The sequence below is a fragment of the Sphingomonas sp. SUN019 genome (assembly GCF_024758705.1).
In the GTDB taxonomy this organism is placed as follows: Bacteria; Pseudomonadota; Alphaproteobacteria; order Sphingomonadales; family Sphingomonadaceae; genus Sphingomonas.
Map to the genome: position 1 here is coordinate 604466 of NZ_CP096971.1, position 18495 is coordinate 622960.

The window sequence follows — 18495 nt, forward strand, 5'->3', positions numbered from 1 at the left end:
TTTAGTTGCAAAGCGGACCACTCGATCCGAGTCCGCATATCCAGGGAGGAGAGGTCATGAGCACGACCCGTCGCATTAGCATCCGCGCCACGCTGTTGCTGGGCGCTTCGTTGTCCGCCCTGCCCGCCGCGGCGCAGGTCGCCGGGCCGGTCGATACGCAGCCCGCGGCTCCGGCCGATACGACGCAGGAAGACATCGTCGTCACCGGGCAGACGACCCGCGACCGCCCGCTGATCACCGCATCCGCCGACATTACGCTGGCCGACCGCGATGCGATCGACCGGAAGGCGCCGCGATCGACCGCCGACCTGCTCGAACTGGTTCCGGGCATCTTCGTGGAGGGCACCGCGGGGCAGATTTCGAACAATTATTCGGTGCGCGGCCTGCAGGGCGGCGGACAGCGTTTCGTGCAGCTGGAAGAGGACGGCCTGCCGATCCTGTACAGCGGCGGCGGTGCGGATTTCTTCTTCGATCAGGATCTGACGATCGACCGGCTCGAAGCGGTCAAGGGCGGCTCGTCGGGCGTGCTGACCGTCAACGGCGCTGGCGCGACGATCAACTTCATCTCCAAGCGCCCGAACTTCACCCAGGCCGAAGGAATGGCCCGCGCCACCGCCTACGATTACGGTATGAAGCGCGCCGACCTCTATTATTCGCAGCCGATCACCGAAAACCTCGCGTTCAACATCGGCGGCTATTTCCAGTCGAGCCCGGGTGTGCGCGACAACCCGTTCGACTATGCCGGTTGGCGGCTCAAAGGCGCGCTGGAATACCGCTTCGACGACGGCGGCTTCATCCGGCTGTCGGCCAAGGGCGGCGATGTCGAATATGCTTATTATGCGACGCAGCCCTATGCGTTCGTCGACGGCAAGATTCGCGGTATTCCGAGCCTCGACACGCAGTTCGGCAACGTCGGCGGGGATGCGTTCAGCAACATCGCGGTGCCGGTTTCGACCTTCGCGCACGAAAGCGGTTTCCGGGAGTTCCGTTATCGCGACGGCGTGAAGACCAAGACCGCGCAAATCCGACTGGACTTCGAAAAGCCGGTGACCGAGTCTATCGATCTGTTCGCGCGCGGCCGGTATTTCAAATATTCCTACGACTTCAACGGCCTGTTCCCAGGGTCGGGTACGGGTAATGCCGGCCTGACAAGCGCGGTCAACTACCTGACGCCGGGCGCGGGCTCGCCGATCAACGATCTGCTGACAGCGGGCCAGACGGCGTTCCCGACGACGCAGCGTTTCGGGATCAAGAATCTGCGCACCGGCGTGATCCTCGGCTCAAACCAGACCGCCGATCTTAACGCGCTGAACGGCAACGGCTTCCTGCAGCGGACGGTGCTGAACCACGACTTCATCGACGGCAAGGACTTCGGGCTGAACGTCGGCGGCCGCTGGGAATATGAGAGCGACAGCTTCACCAACTCGTTCACCGCGGGCGTGATGTACTACAATGTTACGCGCAAGCAGGACCAGTCAGCGACCGCCAGCGTCGTCAACGACGTGCGCACCAACAGCGACATCTATGACATCGTGGCGCTGGATGCGAACAACAACGTCGTCGGCACGCTGAGCGACAACGGCCTGGTGTCCTACGGAGACTGGGGCGCAGGCATTCGCGAGCGCAAGGATTCGACCGTCTCGCTTTACGCCAACGACGAAATCGCGATCGGCGACCTGCGCGTCGACGCCGGCATCCGCTGGGAAAGCGACCGCGCCACGGCGCGCGACGGCAATCAGGCGGCGGTCAATCAACCGGTTCCGGCGGGCGTCGGCGGCGTCGTCCGTACGGTCGGCTCCACCTTCGACGGCACGTTCACCACGCGGCGCGCGACGCAGAAGAAGGCGTCCTACACCGTCGGCGCGAACTATCTGATCACGCCCAATCTGTCGGTCTATGCGCGTTACGCCAACGGTTTCCAGACCAACAACGTCGATCCGGTCACCACGATCGAACTTTACGAAGCGGGCGTCCGCTATCAATACGGCCGCATCTTCTCGGGCTCGGCGACGGTGTTCCAGACCAATTTCGACGATCAGAACTATAATTTCGCCAATCCGCTGAACCCGTCGCAGCAGCAGAATTTGAATGCCGACCTCAGCACCAAGGGCATCGAGATCGATTTCCTGGTGCGGCCGATCGAATGGTTCTCGATCAATTTCCAGGGCGTGTTCCAGAAACCCAAACTGCTGAACCTGCAACTCGACGGCGTCGATCAGGGTGCGGTTTTCGAGGGCAACAGGCCCGAGCGCACGCCGGCGAAACTGTTCACGATCACGCCGGTGGTCCAGCTGCCGAACGGACTGGGCGAGGTGTACGGCCGCTACAAATATGTCGGGAAGATCTTCGCCGACAACGGCAACGGCCTGGCGCTGCCCAGCTACGGGGTCACCAGCGCGGGCGTGACGCTGAACCTGAGCGAACGGCTTCAGGCGAACGTCAACGTCGACAATATCTTCGACGTCGTCGGCCTGACCGAAGGCAACCCGCGCGCAGGCCAGACGCAGGCGATCACCGACGGCTTCTTCTACGCCCGCGGCATCGTGGGGACGACGGTCGGCGGGTCGTTGACGCTGAAGTTCTGAGACGATCGATGGGAGGGCGGCCGGTCGCGCGACTGGCCGCCCTCCAATATTATGAACGCGGGAGTATGATATGGCGTCGATGGTTCGGTGGCTGCTCGCCGGGGTAGCCTGCGCATTGATCGTGCCCCACGCCGTGGCGCAGACAAAGACGCCCGAACTGGCGTATCAGCTGACCGAGGGCGACAATATCAACGCCTTCGTCCGCGAAGCCGATGTGGCGGCGCATCTGCTGCTGCGGTCGGGCGTCGATCCGCGCGTTCTTGTCGCCTTTCCCGCGGGCAACAGCGGCGTCGGGCTGTGGTTCGACACGCTGGGCAAGCCTGCACGCTGGACGCTGGACGCCGCGCCACAGCCGATCGCGCTCACCGACAAGAAGGGGCGCGCGCTGAACGGCATCCGCGCGACCGCGACGATCGATGCGCCACGCCTTGTGGTGAAGCAGGGCCTGCTGTCGAATGTCCGCTTCCTGCGCGATTATCAGGCGGTCGGCCGCTTCCCGCCCGAACTCGCCACCGCCATGACCGTCGCTGGCGACCGGATCAGCTACGCGCGTGATCGCGTCGATGGAGCGCCGGGCTATCTGCTGACCATCCGCGTCGTCGAGGGAAAGATCGAGCGCGACGCCATCGTCGCGGGGCCGGGCGGACGTATCCGCGTCGAGATCACCGCGGCGACCGGCGACACGCCGCTCCACGGCCTCGCGCTGTCCGACCTGCTGAACGATCGCGCCGCCGACGATCCGGTCGCGCGCAATGCGCTGCGCTTCCTCAGCTACCGCGAGAAATTCCTCGCCGGATCGTGGCGCTTCAACACTTATTTCGGGCGCGACACGTTGATGTCAGTGCGGCTGCTGATGCCCGCGCTGCAACCGCCCGCGATCGAGGCCGGGCTGAATTCGGTGCTGGCGCGGCTGAATGCGGCGGGCGAGGTCGCGCATGAAGAGGCGCCGTCCGAGTTTGCGGTGCTCGAACGGCGCAAGAACGGCGAAACCGGCGACGCCGCGACGCTCGACTATGCGATGGTCGACGACGACTTCATGCTCGCGCCGGTGGCCGCGACCTATCTGCTCGATCATGCCAGCAAGGCGCGGGGTGCGGCCTGGCTCGCGCGCGCAGTGCCGAGCGAAGTGACGCCGGGCAACAACGAAACCGCGGGCAAGGCGCTGATCCGCAACCTGCGCTTCGTGATTGCGCAGGCCCAGCCGTTCGCGGCGAAACCCGGCTACGCCACGCTGATCGAGGTCAAGAAGGGCCGCATGGCTGGCCAATGGCGCGACAGCGACGAGGGGATTGGCCGCGGGCGATATGCCTATGACGTGAACGCGGTGTTCGTGCCCGCCGCGCTCGACGCTGCGCGACGGATGCGCGCATCGGGCCTGCTCGACGCCTATCTGTCGCCCGCCGATCGCGCCGCGTTGGATACCGCCGACAAGCTCGCCGCGACGTGGCGCGCCCGCGTGCCCGCGATGTTCAAGATCGCGGTCCCCGCCGCCACCGCTGCGCCGCAGATCCGCGCCTATGCAGAGAGCCTGAACGTGCCCGCCGCCCCCGCGCTCGCCGCGCTCGGCAAGCGCCCGCTCGCCTTCCACGCGATCGCGCTCGACGCCGCGGGGCGAGCGGTGCCGATCATCCATTCCGACGAGGGGTTCGCGCTGCTGTTCGGCGATCCGCCTGCCGCCGATCTCGACACCTATGTCGAAACGATCATGCGCCCCTTCCCCGCCGGTCTGATGACCGGCATCGGGCTGCTCGTCGCCAATCCGGCGCTCGCCGATACGACGGTGGAGGCGCGCTTCAGCCCCGCGCATTATCATGGCGCGGTGGTGTGGTCGTGGCAGCAGGCGGTGCTCGCCGCCGGGCTGGAGCGGCAACTGGCGCGGACCGACCTTCCCGCGGCGACCCGCACGCGGCTGACCGACGCGCAGGCCGCGCTGTGGCGCGTGATCGCTGCGGCGCGCGAGGTGCAAAGCTCCGAACTATGGTCTTGGGCATATCGCGACGGCCGCTATCGGGTGGTGCCGTTCGGCGCGGGAAAGAAGGACGTCGACGAATCCAACGCCGCGCAATTGTGGAGCACGGTGTACCTCGCGGTGCAGCCGCCGAAGGGTGGCGCGCGGTAGAACAGAATTTGGCGGGATGTAATCACCCCAAATCCGTTCGTGCTGAGCGAAGTCGAAGCACCGCTCTCCTACTAAGTTGCAGTTTGAGGATAGCGGCCCTTCGACTTCGCTCAGGGCGAACGGAGGGTGGGTCAGCCGGTCCTACACCACTGCTAAGTCGCCGCCAGAAATGCCGTAACCGTCAGCCTCCCCACCGCAGGATCGGCGCTTAACGCCGCTGGCTCACGGATCGCGCCGCTATGCAGAGCAGCGCTGCGGTACAGAACTGCGCGATTGTAGCGTGCATCGACGTGGTGGATGCGTTCGAACAGGCTCGTATCGTCCGCGATATAGCCCGCCGGCATCGCCCCGTTCCGTAACTCGGCGTCGAGATGCGGATAGTAGATGCCCGCACGCGCGGCGTCGATCGTCTCGAACCCGGTCGCGCGGTGGCGGAAGAAGGCGGTGCCGTCGGCGCTGTCGGGCGAGAGATAATGGACCATCGCGATCCGCCCGGCCTCCACCGCATCGACGTGCGGCAGGCGCTGTTCCAACGACAGTTCCTCGGGCGCGCGCGTCACGATCGAGAAACTGGCATCCAGCATCTTCGCGCTGGTCGCGTGGCCAAATATCTCGCGCAGGACGGTCGCGATCAACGCCTGCTGTTCGGCGAGATAGCGATCCGGCAGCGTGGCGCGGATGCCGGGATAATGTTCGCGCCCCGGACCGAACTCGGCGCCAATCGCGAAGGCGCGCAGCGCGTCCGGATCGGGGGCGAAATCGTCGATGATCGCGATCGGCTGCTGCTCGCGCCCGATCCGCCGTGCGACGATCTCGGGTCGCTTCATCGCGCCGCGGCGCGCGGCATCGACGCGTTGCCCGATTCCATCGCCGCGGCGATGGCCGCATCGTGCAGCGGCAGCGTCGGCGTCGCGCGTGCGATCACCGCGGCGATCTGCTGCAGTTGCGCTACGTTGGTCGCGGAATCGATCGCGTCGGCGGCGGGGTGATAATCGCGCGCGACGATCCCCTGCCCGTGCAGCACCGCCAGCCAGCTCGCATCGCGGAACAGCTCGTCGCTTTCGATCACCAACCGCCCGGAGTCGCGATAATAAGCGATCCGGTCGGTCAGCGTACCGGGCACCTTCATCGCGCGGCAATGCGCCCAGAGCGGATCGTCGCGGCCTTCGGTCGCGTGATAATGCAGGATCAGGAAGTCCTTGATATTGTCCATGTCGGCCGCCAGCAACGCATCGAAGCGCCGCGCCAGCGCCGGATCGCAATGCCGGTCCGGGAACAACGTCAGCAGCTTCGCGATCGCGCTTTGGATCAGGTGGATGCTGGTCGATTCGAGCGGCTCCAGGAAGCCCGACGACAGCCCGATCGCGACGACGTTGCCGACCCACGTCCGACGCCGCCGTCCCGCGGTGAAGCGCAGGAAGCGCGGATCGGCCAGCGCCTCGCCGTCGAGATTGGCGAGCAACGTCGCCGCCGCCTCGTCGTCGCTGATGAACGCGCTTCCATACACATAGCCGTTACCCGTCCGGTGCTGCAGCGGGATCCGCCACTGCCATCCCGCCGAACGAGCGGTCGAGCGGGTAAAGGGCGTCGTCTCGGCGACGCGCGCACACGGCACCGCCACCGCGCGGTCGCACGGCAGCCAGTGCGACCAGTCTTCGTATCCCGCGGCCATCGCGCCTTCGATCAGCAACGCACGAAAGCCCGAGCAATCGATGAACAGGTCGCCCGCCAGCCGCTCGCCGCGTTCGGTGACCAGCGCTTCGATAAAACCGGTTTCGGGCTGCTGTTCGATCGACGCGAGCTTGCCCTCCACGCGCATCACGCCAGCCGCCTCTGCCAGCCCGCGCAGATGCTGCGCGTAAAGCCCGGCGTCGAAATGATACGCGTAGCCCAGCGTCGACAGGATCGACCGCGCCTCCCCCGCGGGCTTGGCGAAGCGATTGGCCTGCGCGACCTGCGTCGTCAGCGAATAAGCATCGAGCGGCAGGTCGAGCCCGTCACGCTGCGCCTTCAGCCAGCGATGCTGGAACGCCACCCCGGGCAAGGTCGCGCCATATTGCCCGAACGGATGGAAATATCGATGACCGGGCCGCCTCCAGTCGACGAACTCTATCCCCAGCTTGAAGCTGGCCTTCGTCGCCTTCAGGAACGCCGCTTCGTCCAGGCCGATCAACTCGTTGAACCAGTGGATCGTCGGGATCGTCGCCTCGCCCACGCCGACGATTCCGATCTCGTCGGATTCGAGCAGGGTGATCTCGACCTTACGCCCGAACGTCCGCGACAGCGCGGTGGCGGTCATCCATCCGGCCGTCCCCCCGCCCAGCACAACGACGCACTTCACTCGCTCATCGGCCAATGCGGCTCTCCCGGCGTGGTGTTCTATGCAATCTGCAAACGATTGCTGGCCGGTGTTAGCCCCCGGTTCGCGAGGCGACAACCCGCCTCGGCGGCGGGCGCGGCCGTCAGATCACTAGGCGTTCGATCACCGGCCATTGCTCCTCCACGGCGGCGCGACCGGCGTCGATCGCACGCCGTATCTTCGCCGGATCGAACTCCAGCGTGTCGGAGAAAGATTCCTCTGGTTCGATCACCCGCACCTGCGCGAAACGGTATTTCGAGATCTGCTTGTCTAGCGCCAGCAACAGCCGGCTCGCCTCCGCCGCCGACGAACCGTTGGCCTGCAGCGCGGTGAAGACCTGATCGCGCGCAGCGAGCATGTCGTTGATCAGCGACGTGTTCGCCAGATCGTTGCGCGACACCTCCGACTGCAGCAAGTCGACCGCGCGCAGGCCGATCGAAATGATACCGCCGAACCGCTTGGTTGTGTCCGATTTGCCGGCGGGCGATGCGCGGACGACCAGCACGCCGGTCGGGTTCAGCTCCAGCGCCGCGCCGAGCGGGGTCACGTCGCGCACCCCGCCATCGACCCATTGCTGCCGGTCGCTGGTCTGCAGCGGGTCGAAGAACACCGGCATCGCGCAGCTGGCGTAGACCCAATTGTGGATGTCCGGCACAGACTTGTCGATCGTGCGGAACTCGCCCGCCTGCAAGCTGACGACGCCCAGGCGCATGTCGACCGGCGATGCGGCCAGCTTGACCGGATCGGCGAATGATTTCAGCAGGCGGCGCAACGGTGCGGCATCGAAGATCGCCTTCTCCCCGAACAGGATCGCACCCGCGACGCCGCGCTCGCGGTAGATATCGCGGTCGCCCTTTATGCCGAGCCAGACAGCGAGCAGCTTGTCGACATCGCCCTGCGCCACGCCGAGCGCCTGGATCGCGCCGGTCGATGTTCCGATGACGATGGCGGGTTTGACGCCGTGCGTATTGATCAGCGCGTCGAGCACGCCGACCTGAAAAGCGCCCTTGGCGCCACCCCCGCTAAGAACCAACGCCAACCTGGACGCCACGGCCGCTCTCCGTACGATCCGACGGGCGATCGTCACCCCTGCGACCCTGCCGGTCAAGGCGAATTCACGGTGACACGAAGCAAGTAAGGAGGAGGCTAAACGAGCGAGAAACCACCTTGAGGGTCCAATTTTATCATATAAGTATGCCTTTTGATTTGCGGCGGATGATGGTTATGCAAAAGTTGCTCGGGGCGATATCGCTGGTCGCATTTCCGGCGTCGGCGCAAGTGGCGGTTCCGATTGCGCCGCAGGTTTCGGCTGATCGTTCCGATTGGGAAAACCCCGCCGTCAACGCGATCGGGAAGCTGCCCGCGCGCGCCACGGCATTTCCGTTCGAGGACCGGGAGCGCGCGCTGGCGGGGGACATGGCGCGATCGTCGCGGTTCCTGTCGCTCGACGGTGCGTGGCGCTTCGCCTTTTCGCCGAGCGCCGACGCCCGGCCGCGCGATTTCTGGAAGCCGGACTATGACGTGTCGGCGTGGAAGACGATTCCCGTGCCCGCGGATTGGCAGGCGCAGGGTTATGACCAGCCGCGCTACAACAACATCACCTACCCCTTCCCCGCCAACCGCCCGCTGATCCCCCACGCCACCAACCCGGTCGGATCGTACCGCCGTGACGTGACGCTGCCACCGGGATGGAGCGGGCAGGATGTGATCCTGCACATCGGCGCGGCGGGATCGGCCTATTACGTCTGGGTCAACGGCAAGCGCGTCGGTTACGCCGAGGATTCGAAGCTGCCGAGCGAGTTCGACGTCACCGCCTTCGTGAAGCCGGGCACGAACATGATCGCGATCGAGGTATATCGCTGGTCCGACGGCAGCTATCTGGAGGACCAGGATTTCTGGCGGGTCAGCGGGATCGAGCGCAGCGTCTGGCTGATGGCCGCGCCGCGCGCGCGGGTTCGCGACATCTTCGCCAAGGCGACGCTCGACAAGGCCTATCGCGACGGGCGGCTTGCGCTCGATCTGGAACTGACCGGCGACGCGGCGGGGCGGGTGCGAACCGTGCTGCTCGACGGCGCAACCGCGATCCTGACCCGCGAGACGAAGGTCGCCGCGGGTGCGGGCCCGCGCCGCCTGTGGATCACCGCGTCGCTGCCGGGCATCCGTCAGTGGACCGCCGAGACGCCCAGTCTCTACACGCTGGTGACCGAACTGCTCGCCGCGGATGGCTCGGTCGTTCAGTCCACCGCGACGAAGATCGGGTTTCGCACGGTGGAAATCCGCAACGGTCAGGTCATGGTCAACGGCCGCGCGATCCGCATCCGCGGCGTGAACCGCCACGAACACGATCCCGACACCTTCCATGTCATCTCGGAAGCGTCGATGCGGCGCGACATCGAATTGATGAAGCGCAACAACATCAATGCGGTGCGCACATCGCATTATCCCAACGACGAGCGCTGGTATGCGCTGGCCGACGAATACGGTCTGTACGTGATGGACGAGGCGAACGTCGAATCGCACGCCTATATGGAAAAGGGCAACGAAGCGCCGACCGAGGATCGCGACGCGACGCGGCGGCTCTATCAACTAGGTTTCGACCCCGCGTGGGAGGGCGCGCACGTCTCACGCGTGATGAACATGGTCGAGCGCGACAAGAACCATCCGTCGATCATCTTCTGGTCGCTCGGCAACGAAGCCGGGATCGGCCCCAATTTCGAAAAAGCCGCCGCCGCCGCGCGCCGCCGCGATCCGACCCGGCTGATCAGTTACCTTGGCTGGGGCACGTTCGACGACGGGCACCGCGTCAATGACTATGTCGATATCTACGCGCCGATGTACGACAGCCTGTCGAAGATGAAGGATTACGCCGACGATCCCGGCCACCGCCAACCGATGATCCAGACCGAATATGCGCATATGCAGGGCAACAGCGGCGGCAATCTGCAGGATTATTGGGACGTGATCTACGCGCACCCTCGGTTGCAGGGCGGCTTCATCTGGGACTGGGCCGATCAGGGCATGAACGGCCGCGACGCGAAGGGCCGATTCTACTGGCGCACCGGTGGCGACTACGGTCCCAACCCCGGCGGCGACATCGAATTCGGCGACGGCGTGCTCCATGCCGACCGACGGCCAAACCCGCAATTCTTTGAATTGCGCAAGGTGTATCAACCGATCGCCTTCACCGATGTCGACGCCGCCGCGGCGCGGTTCCGCCTGACCAACCGGCAGGATTTCCGTGATCTGTCCGGATACAAGTTCGAGTGGATATTGCTGGAGGATGGCGCGCCGGTCGCGCGCGGTGATCTCCCGCCGCCGAATGCGCCTGCCGGGGCGAGCGCCGACGTGTCGATCGCGTTGCCGGATGGCGCAAGGCGGAAGGGTCATGATTATGTCGTGACGCTCGTCGCGCGTGATAGCGGCGCCAGCGGGCCGCTGGTTCGTGCGGGTACGGTGATGGCGTGGGAACAGTTCATCCTGCCCGTCCCGGCCGCCCCGCCGATCGCCGCTTCAGGGAAAGTGACGGTGCGCGAAACGCGCGATCAGGTCGTGTTGAGCGCAGGCGACGGCGAACTCGCGATCGACCGGACGACCGGGCTGGTCGATCGTTATCGCCGCGGCGGACGTGCGTTGCTCGCGGGTGGTGCGCCGAATTTCTACCGCGCGCTGACCGACAACGATCTCGGCACCGGGGTCGAGAAATCGCATAGCCTGTGGCTGTCGATGAGCCAACAGCGCCGCGTCGGCGCGGTCACCGTCGAGCGCGACGGCGACTCCACCGCGATCCGCATCCGCTACGAACTGGGGGCGGGATCGGTGCGGTTCGAGAGCCGCTACCGGATGCTCGGCGACGGATCGCTGGCGGTGACCGGACGGTTCGTGCCGTTGCGCGACAATCTGCCCGATCCGTTGCGGATCGGCCTGTCCTTCACCGCGCCGACCAGCCTGGTCGATGTGGCGTGGTACGGGCGCGGCCCGCATGAGAGCTATCAGGACCGCCGCGACGGTGCGCCGATCGGATTGTGGCGCGGGGCGATCGCGGCGCAGAACCACGATTACATGCGGCCGCAGGAAACCGGCAACAAGGTCGACGTGCGCTGGATGAACCTGACCGATCGTGCCGGAAAGGGTCTTCGCGTGACGGGCGATAAGCCTCTGTCGGTCAACGCGCTGGCGTTCCCCTATGACGACCTGATGCACCGCCCGGCCGGGACGCGGCGCAGTTCGGACATCCAGCCGCGCGAGCACGTCTCGCTGCTGATCGACGCGGCGCAGGCCGGGGTCGGCGGGGACGACGCCTGGAGCCGCGACGGCCGGCCGCACGGCAAATACCGCCTGCCATTGCGGGAAACGAGCTTTGGATTCCACATCGGCGCGGCACCCGCCGCTCCGACGACCGCGAACGCACTCGCCGAGTTGACGGGGAACTAACCCGCGACGATCGGGTCGGCGGGTTCGCCGGGGCGGCGCGACCAGATCGGGATCGCCGTCCGGCCGAACGCGAAGCGGTTGAGCGACAGCGCGACCCCGATCGAGGCGAACAAGGTGATCGCCATCAGGTGGATGTAGTGGATCGGCGTCCAGCCGAACGTGAAGAAGGCGTACAGCGCGATCCCGAACAACATCCCCGCGATCGCCGCGCGCGCATCGACGCCCCGGAACAGCAGCCCGACCGCGAACACCGAAAGCACCGGCATGCTCGTCAACCCGTTCAGTTGCTGAACCAGATTGATGATGCTGTCCGCGCCGCTGTACACCGGCACCAGCAGGATCGCGACGACCACGAACGCCGCGCTGATCCAGCGGCTGAGGCGGCGGACATCGGGCTTCTTCGCGATATACGTCTCGTGCAGGTCGCAGACGTAGAGCGTGGCGGACGAATTCAGGATGCTCGCGAAATGCGCCAGCACCGCGGAGACGATCGCCGCCGCGAACAACCCCGACAGCCAGTTCGGCAGCACTGCCGCGACGATGCGGCCATAGGCCTGATCGCCGATGTCGCCGAACAATTTGTACGAAACGATCCCCGGAATGACCGCCATCGGCGGAATGATCAGGACGCGCAGCACGATCGCCGCGACCAGGCCCTTTTGGGCTTCCTTCAGCGACGGGGATCCCATCGCCTTTTGCGTGATCGTCTGGTTGGTCGACCAATAGAACATCTGGATGAAGATCATGCCGGTTAGCAACGTCGGCCAGGGAATCGGCGAATCCGCCCCGCCCAGCATCGTCAGCCGCTCCGCCGGAATGCCGCTGAAATCATAGTTGATCGCGCCCAGCGCGAGATAGACGACCAACGTCCCCATGCCGAGCAGCAGCACGCCGCTATAGGTGTCGACGATCGCCACCGCCCGCAGGCCTCCGAGTACCGCATAGGCCGCGCCCGCGATCCCGAACAGCGCCGCCAGCACGATGATCGGCGTATCCAGCCCGAACATCGTCTTGATCAGCAGCGCGCTCGTATAGAGCATGATCGGTTGATAGATGACGATGTTGCCGAACAGGAACAGTCCGCCGATCGCGGCGCGGACATGGACATTGTTGTAACGCTTCTCCAGCAATTCGGTGACGGTAGTGCAATTATAGCGATAATAGATCGGCAGGAAGATGAAGGCGAGCATCGCCAGCCCCGCGACCGCGGACAATTCCCACCATGCCAGCAGCGCCATCTGATTGCCGTTCATGCCGACCAATTGCTCGGTCGACAGGTTAGTGATCGTGATCGATCCGGCGACGAAGAACCAGGACAGCCCCTTGTTGGCGAGGAAATATTCGCGGCTTGAGTTACCGCCGCGTCCGCCGGTGCTTTTGACCTTCAGATACGTGGCGAACGCCACCCCGAGCGAAAGGATGATGCAGATCCAGATCTGGAGATTGCCCAGCGCCATGCCTTATTCCTTCGCCCTGGTGGTCAGCGGGCCACGGTGCAATTCCAGTCCCATCGCCCAGCGCCGCTGGAAGCCCGGCCAATAGCTGGGCGGCCCGGCGGTGGACGTCCCGGCCTGAGCGCCTTGCGCCAGCGGCCAATCACCATCGCTGGCGATCGGCGTCGGCACATCGAGATAGCGCCCCGCCGCCGCCTCGCCCTTGATCCGCGAGTCGAGAAAGGCGGTAATGAAATGCGCGTTGACCGCGAGCAGCCGGTCGGCGCGCCACACCGGTTCGTCATAGCGCTCACGGTAGCGGAAGTCGTTTCGCAACGCGGGCGGGCTTGCGTTCATGCCGATATTGTGGCGCGCGTCGCGATAGATCAGCAGATGCCGGTCGCTGCGCGTCATCGCGCCGAACAGCCAGCGCACGCCCCCCTCATAATCGACGATGTCGTCATGATCGCCGTCGATGATCAGGCTGGGTATCGCGATCTTGCCAAGCGCGGCGGAAGTCCACATCCGCGTCGCCGCCGCCCCACCCCACGGCGCGATCGCGACCAGCGCGCGCAGGTTGGCGGGTGCGGTCACACGATCCTCAAGCGCTGCATCCAGCAGCCCGCCAGGCACTTGCCGAAACAATCCGCCGTTCGGATCATAGCCTGCGCCCGCTGTCGTCAGCGCGCCGAACCCGCCCATCGAGTAACCGATCAGCGCGACCTTTGCGGCATCGGCATGGGCAAAGACGCCCTGCCCCGATTTCGCGCGGCGGGTGAGTTCGTCGATCACGAAGCGCTGGTCGGCGGCGCGGTGGACGACGGTCGAGAGGAAGGAGGTGAGCGGCGATCCGGCCTCTTTCGCGCTGACGTCGCCGTGTTCGATCGCCGCGACGACATAGCCCTTGGACGCGAGGTTTTCGGCGAGCGCGCTCCACATCACCGCGCGATTGCCGAAGCCGTGCGACAAGACGACGAGCGGAAAGCGTCCCTTGGCGGACGCGGCGTCGCGCGTCGCCTGCCCGTCGAACCGGACGGTGCCGGCCGGGGCGTTGTCGCCCAGGTCGGGACGCGGCATTTCGTATGTCGTTCGCTGAGTGCCAGCGGCGGCGGCCGGATACCATATCTCGATCGGTAGCGAGCGGTTTCCGCGCGGGAAACCGGTCGGGCCGGGACGGAGAACGTCGGGGCGCTCGGGCGCGACCAACGTCAGCGATGCGGTCCCGACCGGCAATGTCCCACGGGGGGCCAGCGCAGGCGCATCCGCCTCGATCGAAGCGGGTGGCGCGTCCTGCGCGGTCAGCGGAACCGCGGCCAGGCCGATGGCGGCGATGGCGATCAGGCGGCGGATCATGTCGTCCTCCAGGCAGCGAGGTCGCGCGGGCCGATGACTGCCCCGCCCAACAAGAATTCCGCGTCCGCGGGTGCAGGCGCCGCAACCTCGTCCGCGCCGTAATTGAACGCAAAGGTGACGGGACCGCGTCGACGAACGCGCAAATCCTTCGGTAGTTCGAACGTTGCGACGCCCGCCTCCGCACAGAGCGACCCGAACAGGTCGGCGAGAAACGCGGCGTCCGTCAGCGTAGCAAGATAGGCGGAGCGGCCGTTGCGGATCAGCGCGGGCGCGCCGTCCTCATACGTCGCCGCGACCGTGCAGTCGCCCGGATCGATCGTCTCGCGCCACATCGTGCTAGCGAAACGCTGTCCGTCGCGGACGATTTCGCCGGGACAATCGGGGCGGATCGTCTCTGTCGCGAGTACGCGGATCGGAATCAGCGACCGTAGCGGACCCGGCGCAAGACCTTCGGGAATCGTCGCATCGAGCGTCTTCGCGCCCGATCGCGGGCCGAACAGGACGATGGCCTCGCACGCTCGCAACCGCTCCACCATCTCCGGTTTTGGCGTCGAGAGCGCGGGAGCGACGATCAGTCGATACGGCGCGGGATCGGCATCGGGGCCGATGAAATCCACATCGACGCCAAGTTCGCGCAGCGCGCTGTAATATTGCAGCACGATGCTTTTGTAATCGTAGCTGTTCCCCTGCCGCTCGATCTCGGTCAGCCACTGCGTCTCGTCGTCGACAAGGATCGCGACCGGCGCGGTCGCGGTCGAAAGCGCGGCGAGAGCGACGCTCGCCAGTTCGGCGGCGACCTGCGAAACCTCGGGCCATGCCTCCGCCTGACTGCGGTCGGGGCGCTCCAGCCCGGCGTGCATCTGTTCCTGCGCGAACGGCGCCTGCCGCCAACGGAAATAGCTGACGACGTCGGCCCCGTGCGCGAACGCCTCCCACGTCCACAGCCGCACCATGCCGGGCAACGGGCGAGGATTGTGTCCTGCCCAGTTCACCGGGCCGGGCTGCTGCTCCATCACCCAGAAACCGCGGCTCGTCAGGCAGCGCGTGCGGTCGAAGAACACCGCGCCATAATCAGGGTGCCCGGTGCGCATATACGGGCGAAAAGCTTCCGCCGGGGCGTCCGCCATCAATAGGTCGGTCCGGCCGAGCGGATAATTGTCATAGGCCGCGAAGTCGAGCGGCGCGGCGAGCGCCTGGTTGTCGACGCCCGTCTCGTCCATCGGAATGAAATTGTGCGTGACGAAGCGGCCGGGCGAATGCCGCCGCAGCATCCTGACCATCGCATCATGCCAGGCAACCACCGTGTCCGACGCGTAGCGCCGCCACGCGAGGCGATGTGCTGGACTGGTCTCGGTCACAGCACCGACCGGCAATTCGATCTCGTCGAAGTCGCGATACTCCATCGACCAGAACACGTTGCCCCACGCCCTGTTCAGGGCGTCGATGCTTTGATAGCGCGCGCCGCACCACGCGCGAAAACCATCGCGCGCGGCGGGCGAGGCGCTGAGCGCGGTGTTGTGGCAGCATAGTTCGTTATCGGTCTGCCACCCTGCGACCGCGGGATGCTCGCCGTATCGCCGCGCCAGCGCCTCGGTGATCCGCAACGCCTCTCGCGCGTAACTTTCGCTGGAGAAGTCATAGTGACGGCGCGAACCGAAGCCGCGGATGCGGCCCGTCGCAGGATCGACCGGGAGCATGTCGGGATCGCGGTCGGCTAGCCATTTCGGCGGCGTCGCAGTGGGGGTGCCGATCACCACCTTCAGCCCGGCCGCGCCCAGCGTATCAATCGCGCGATCGAACCAGGCGAAGTCGTACGCGCCCGGTTGCGGTTCCAGCCGCGACCATGCGAATTCACCGATCCGCACGTACGTCAGGCCGAGCGCCTGCATGCGCGCGGCGTCCTCGGCCCACCAATCCTCGGGCCAATGTTCGGGATAATAACAAACGCCTAGCACGCCCTCGCAATCCTTCCCCTATGTCGGCTCGCAATAGACAGGCGGTCCGTTGGACGCTAATTATCGTATAATTGAGAAACAGCAAATTGTTTGTGCCGGAAGTTGGATCGGAGTGCCGAAAATGACTGCCTTTTCGGAAGAGATGCGCCTGGACGGACGCGCGGTGACGCTGGTGATCGCGATCCAGCAGGACGCACCGGTCGTCCTTTATTGGGGGCCGCGGATCGACACGACGGTGACCGCCGCGATGTTGCAGACGCTGGCCACGCGCGATGTTGCGCCGTCGTCGCCGTCGCAGGACGCGGTGGTGGCGCTGACCCCGATGCCCGGTGCGGGGTTTCCGGGGCGGCCCGGAATCGGCGTCGACCGCGCGGGTGTGGACTGGGCGGTGAACGCGGTCGTAACCGCGATGACGCAGGAAACCGGTTCAATCACGATCGAGAGCGTCGATACGGCACACGGCATCGCGCTGACGCATCGGCTCCGCCTGTCGCCCGATGACGACGTGCTGATCGCGTCGACGACACTGCGCAACATCGGCAGCGAATCGCTGGCGGTCGCCTCGCTCGTCGCGCCGGTGATCCCGTTGCCCGATTCGGCAACGCGATTGACCGCGTTCGAGGGGCGCTGGTCGGGCGAATTCCAGACCGTCGCCATCGATCGCCCGCCGGGATTATGGATGCGCGAGAACCGGCGTGGACGGACCAGTCACGACAGCTTTCCGGGGCTGATCGCGCACGACGCAGGCACAACGGAACGGCACGGCGATGCTTATGGCTTCCACCTCGGATGGAGCGGCAACCATCGTATCCACGTCGAGACGCTGCCCGACGGGCGTGCGCACGTCGCGATGGAGGCGCTATACCTTCCCGGCGAAATCCGCCTCGAACCCGGCGAGACGCTGTCGACGCCCGACCTGTACGCGTCAGCCACCGCGGACGGCCTGACTGTCCTGTCGCGCGGTTTCCACAAGTTTCTGCGCCGCCGCCCAGAGCATGACCGGCTCCGCATCCGCCCGCGCCCGGTCCACTACAATACCTGGGAGGCGGTGTATTTCGATCACGACCCCGCGGTGCTGATGCAGATGGCGGACCGCGCCGCGGCGATCGGGGCGGAGCGCTTCGTGCTGGACGACGGCTGGTTCCTGGGGCGACGCCATGACCGCGCGGGGCTGGGCGACTGGTCGGTCGATCCGGCGATATATCCCGAAGGCCTCGCGCCGCTGATCGCACATGTCGAGGCGGCGGGCATGGAGTTCGGGCTGTGGGTCGAGCCCGAAATGGTGTCGATCGACAGCGATCTGTACCGCGCGCATCCCGATTGGGCGATGGCGACCCCGCCCGCCCCGCCGCGGCCGTTCCGAAGCCAGCTGGTGCTCGACTTCGGCCGCGCCGAGGTGCGCGACCACATCCATACGCAGATCGGCGCGCTGCTCGCCGATCACCGCATCTGCTATCTCAAATGGGACATGAACAGCGACCTGAACCAGCCGGGCGGTGTGGACGGTCGCGCCGCCGCGGACGCACATGTGCGCGGCGTGTACGAGGTGCTCGATCGGCTGCGCGTCGAGCATCCGCAGATCGAGATCGAAAGCTGCGCATCGGGGGGCGGCCGCGCCGATTATGCGATCCTTTCGCGGACCGACCGCATCTGGACATCGGATTCGAACGATGCGCTCGACCGGCTGAGCATCCAGCGCGGCTTTTCGCATTTCTTCCCGGCCGAATTGATGGGTTCGCACGTCGGCCCCGCGACGTGCCACATCACCGGGCGGCGGCTGACGATGGCGACGCGTGTCCAGACCGCCTTCTTCGGGCACATGGGGATGGAACTGGACCTGCGCGATCTGGACGAGGCCGCGTTCGCCGATCTGGCCGCGGGGATCGCGCTGCACAAAGAATACCGCGGATTGATCCATGCGGGCGATCACCTGCGGCTCGATCCGCGGCCGGGCGTCGACGCGTTCGGCATTGTCACGGCGGATCGCGGCGAGGCGCTGTTCTCCTACACCTGCGTCGAGGAGCGCCGCGCGGCGCATCCGGCGCGGCTGCGGCTGGCGGGGCTTGATCCGGACGGGCAGTATGCGATGCGATCGATCTGGCCGCGCGCCACGGAAGCCACCACGGTCAGCGGCGACGCGTTGATGCGCGCGGGTTGGCAGCCGCCGCGGCTCCATCCGGGCACGGGCGTCATCCTCCACCTCGTCCGGGCATAAAAAAGGGGCGCGGGGATTGCCCGCGCCCCACAGGGGAAGTCGTTT

At 66.1% G+C, this 18495-nt stretch carries 10 protein-coding genes; 4 read left to right on the top strand and 6 right to left on the bottom strand.

The genetic code is table 11. The features are described 5' to 3' along the window. Window positions 1-56: 56 nt before the first annotated feature. Complete coding sequence (locus tag M0208_RS03005; RefSeq protein WP_258890252.1) at window positions 57-2585, top strand: TonB-dependent receptor domain-containing protein; 2529 nt, start codon at window positions 57-59, stop codon at window positions 2583-2585. 70 nt (window positions 2586-2655) lie between these two features. Next, window positions 2656-4704, top strand: a complete 2049-nt coding sequence (locus M0208_RS03010; RefSeq protein ID WP_258890253.1) for a hypothetical protein — start codon at window positions 2656-2658, stop codon at window positions 4702-4704. Between the two features lie 152 nt (window positions 4705-4856). Here M0208_RS03010 and M0208_RS03015 read toward each other — a convergent pair whose 3' ends face one another. From M0208_RS03015 to M0208_RS03025, 3 genes are all read right to left on the bottom strand, one after another. Continuing rightward, window positions 4857-5531 carry a DUF6445 family protein gene (locus M0208_RS03015; protein ID WP_258890254.1) on the bottom strand — a complete coding sequence of 225 codons (675 nt, stop codon included), beginning with the start codon at window positions 5529-5531 and terminating at the stop codon, window positions 4857-4859. Then, window positions 5528-7060, bottom strand: coding sequence for a tryptophan halogenase family protein (locus M0208_RS03020; protein WP_258890255.1), 1533 nt, complete (start codon window positions 7058-7060; stop codon window positions 5528-5530). The genes M0208_RS03015 and M0208_RS03020 overlap by 4 nt, the downstream gene beginning before the upstream one ends. Window positions 7061-7166: 106 nt before the next feature. Next, on the bottom strand, window positions 7167-8114 hold the full coding sequence (locus M0208_RS03025) for a patatin-like phospholipase family protein (protein ID WP_258890256.1): 948 nt from the start codon (window positions 8112-8114) through the stop codon (window positions 7167-7169). 173 nt (window positions 8115-8287) lie between these two features. Between M0208_RS03025 and M0208_RS03030 the strand changes: the two genes are divergently transcribed. Next, complete coding sequence (locus M0208_RS03030) at window positions 8288-11494, top strand: glycoside hydrolase family 2 TIM barrel-domain containing protein (protein ID WP_258890257.1); 3207 nt, start codon at window positions 8288-8290, stop codon at window positions 11492-11494. Here the strand turns inward: M0208_RS03030 and M0208_RS03035 are convergent. The 3 genes from M0208_RS03035 to M0208_RS03045 are packed head-to-tail and all read right to left on the bottom strand — an operon-like array spanning window position 11491 to window position 16235. Then, entirely contained in the window at window positions 11491-12951 is a 1461-nt protein-coding gene (locus tag M0208_RS03035; RefSeq protein WP_258890258.1) for an SLC5 family protein, read from the bottom strand. The two genes, M0208_RS03030 and M0208_RS03035, sit on opposite strands and share 4 nt — an antisense overlap. Window positions 12952-12954: 3 nt before the next feature. Next, on the bottom strand, window positions 12955-14280 hold the full coding sequence (locus M0208_RS03040; protein WP_258890259.1) for a dienelactone hydrolase: 1326 nt from the start codon (window positions 14278-14280) through the stop codon (window positions 12955-12957). Then, window positions 14277-16235, bottom strand: a complete 1959-nt coding sequence (locus M0208_RS03045) for a beta-galactosidase (RefSeq protein ID WP_258890260.1) — start codon at window positions 16233-16235, stop codon at window positions 14277-14279. The genes M0208_RS03040 and M0208_RS03045 overlap by 4 nt, the downstream gene beginning before the upstream one ends. A 121-nt stretch (window positions 16236-16356) precedes the next feature. On the opposite strand from M0208_RS03045, the gene M0208_RS03050 reads away from it, so the two are divergent. Next, window positions 16357-18450: an alpha-galactosidase gene (locus tag M0208_RS03050; RefSeq protein ID WP_258890261.1), complete on the top strand. Its 2094-nt coding sequence runs from the start codon at window positions 16357-16359 to the stop codon at window positions 18448-18450. Window positions 18451-18495: the final 45 nt, after the last annotated feature.

Coding starts and splice junctions, on each gene's coding strand:
- M0208_RS03030 (WP_258890257.1), top strand. CDS start 8,288: ATGCAAAAGTTGCTCGGGGCGATATCGCTGGTCGCATTTCCGGCGTCG.
- M0208_RS03040 (WP_258890259.1), bottom strand. CDS start 14,280: ATGATCCGCCGCCTGATCGCCATCGCCGCCATCGGCCTGGCCGCGGTT.
- M0208_RS03050 (WP_258890261.1), top strand. CDS start 16,357: ATGACTGCCTTTTCGGAAGAGATGCGCCTGGACGGACGCGCGGTGACG.
- M0208_RS03005 (WP_258890252.1), top strand. CDS start 57: ATGAGCACGACCCGTCGCATTAGCATCCGCGCCACGCTGTTGCTGGGC.
- M0208_RS03010 (WP_258890253.1), top strand. CDS start 2,656: ATGGCGTCGATGGTTCGGTGGCTGCTCGCCGGGGTAGCCTGCGCATTG.
- M0208_RS03015 (WP_258890254.1), bottom strand. CDS start 5,531: ATGAAGCGACCCGAGATCGTCGCACGGCGGATCGGGCGCGAGCAGCAG.
- M0208_RS03035 (WP_258890258.1), bottom strand. CDS start 12,951: ATGGCGCTGGGCAATCTCCAGATCTGGATCTGCATCATCCTTTCGCTC.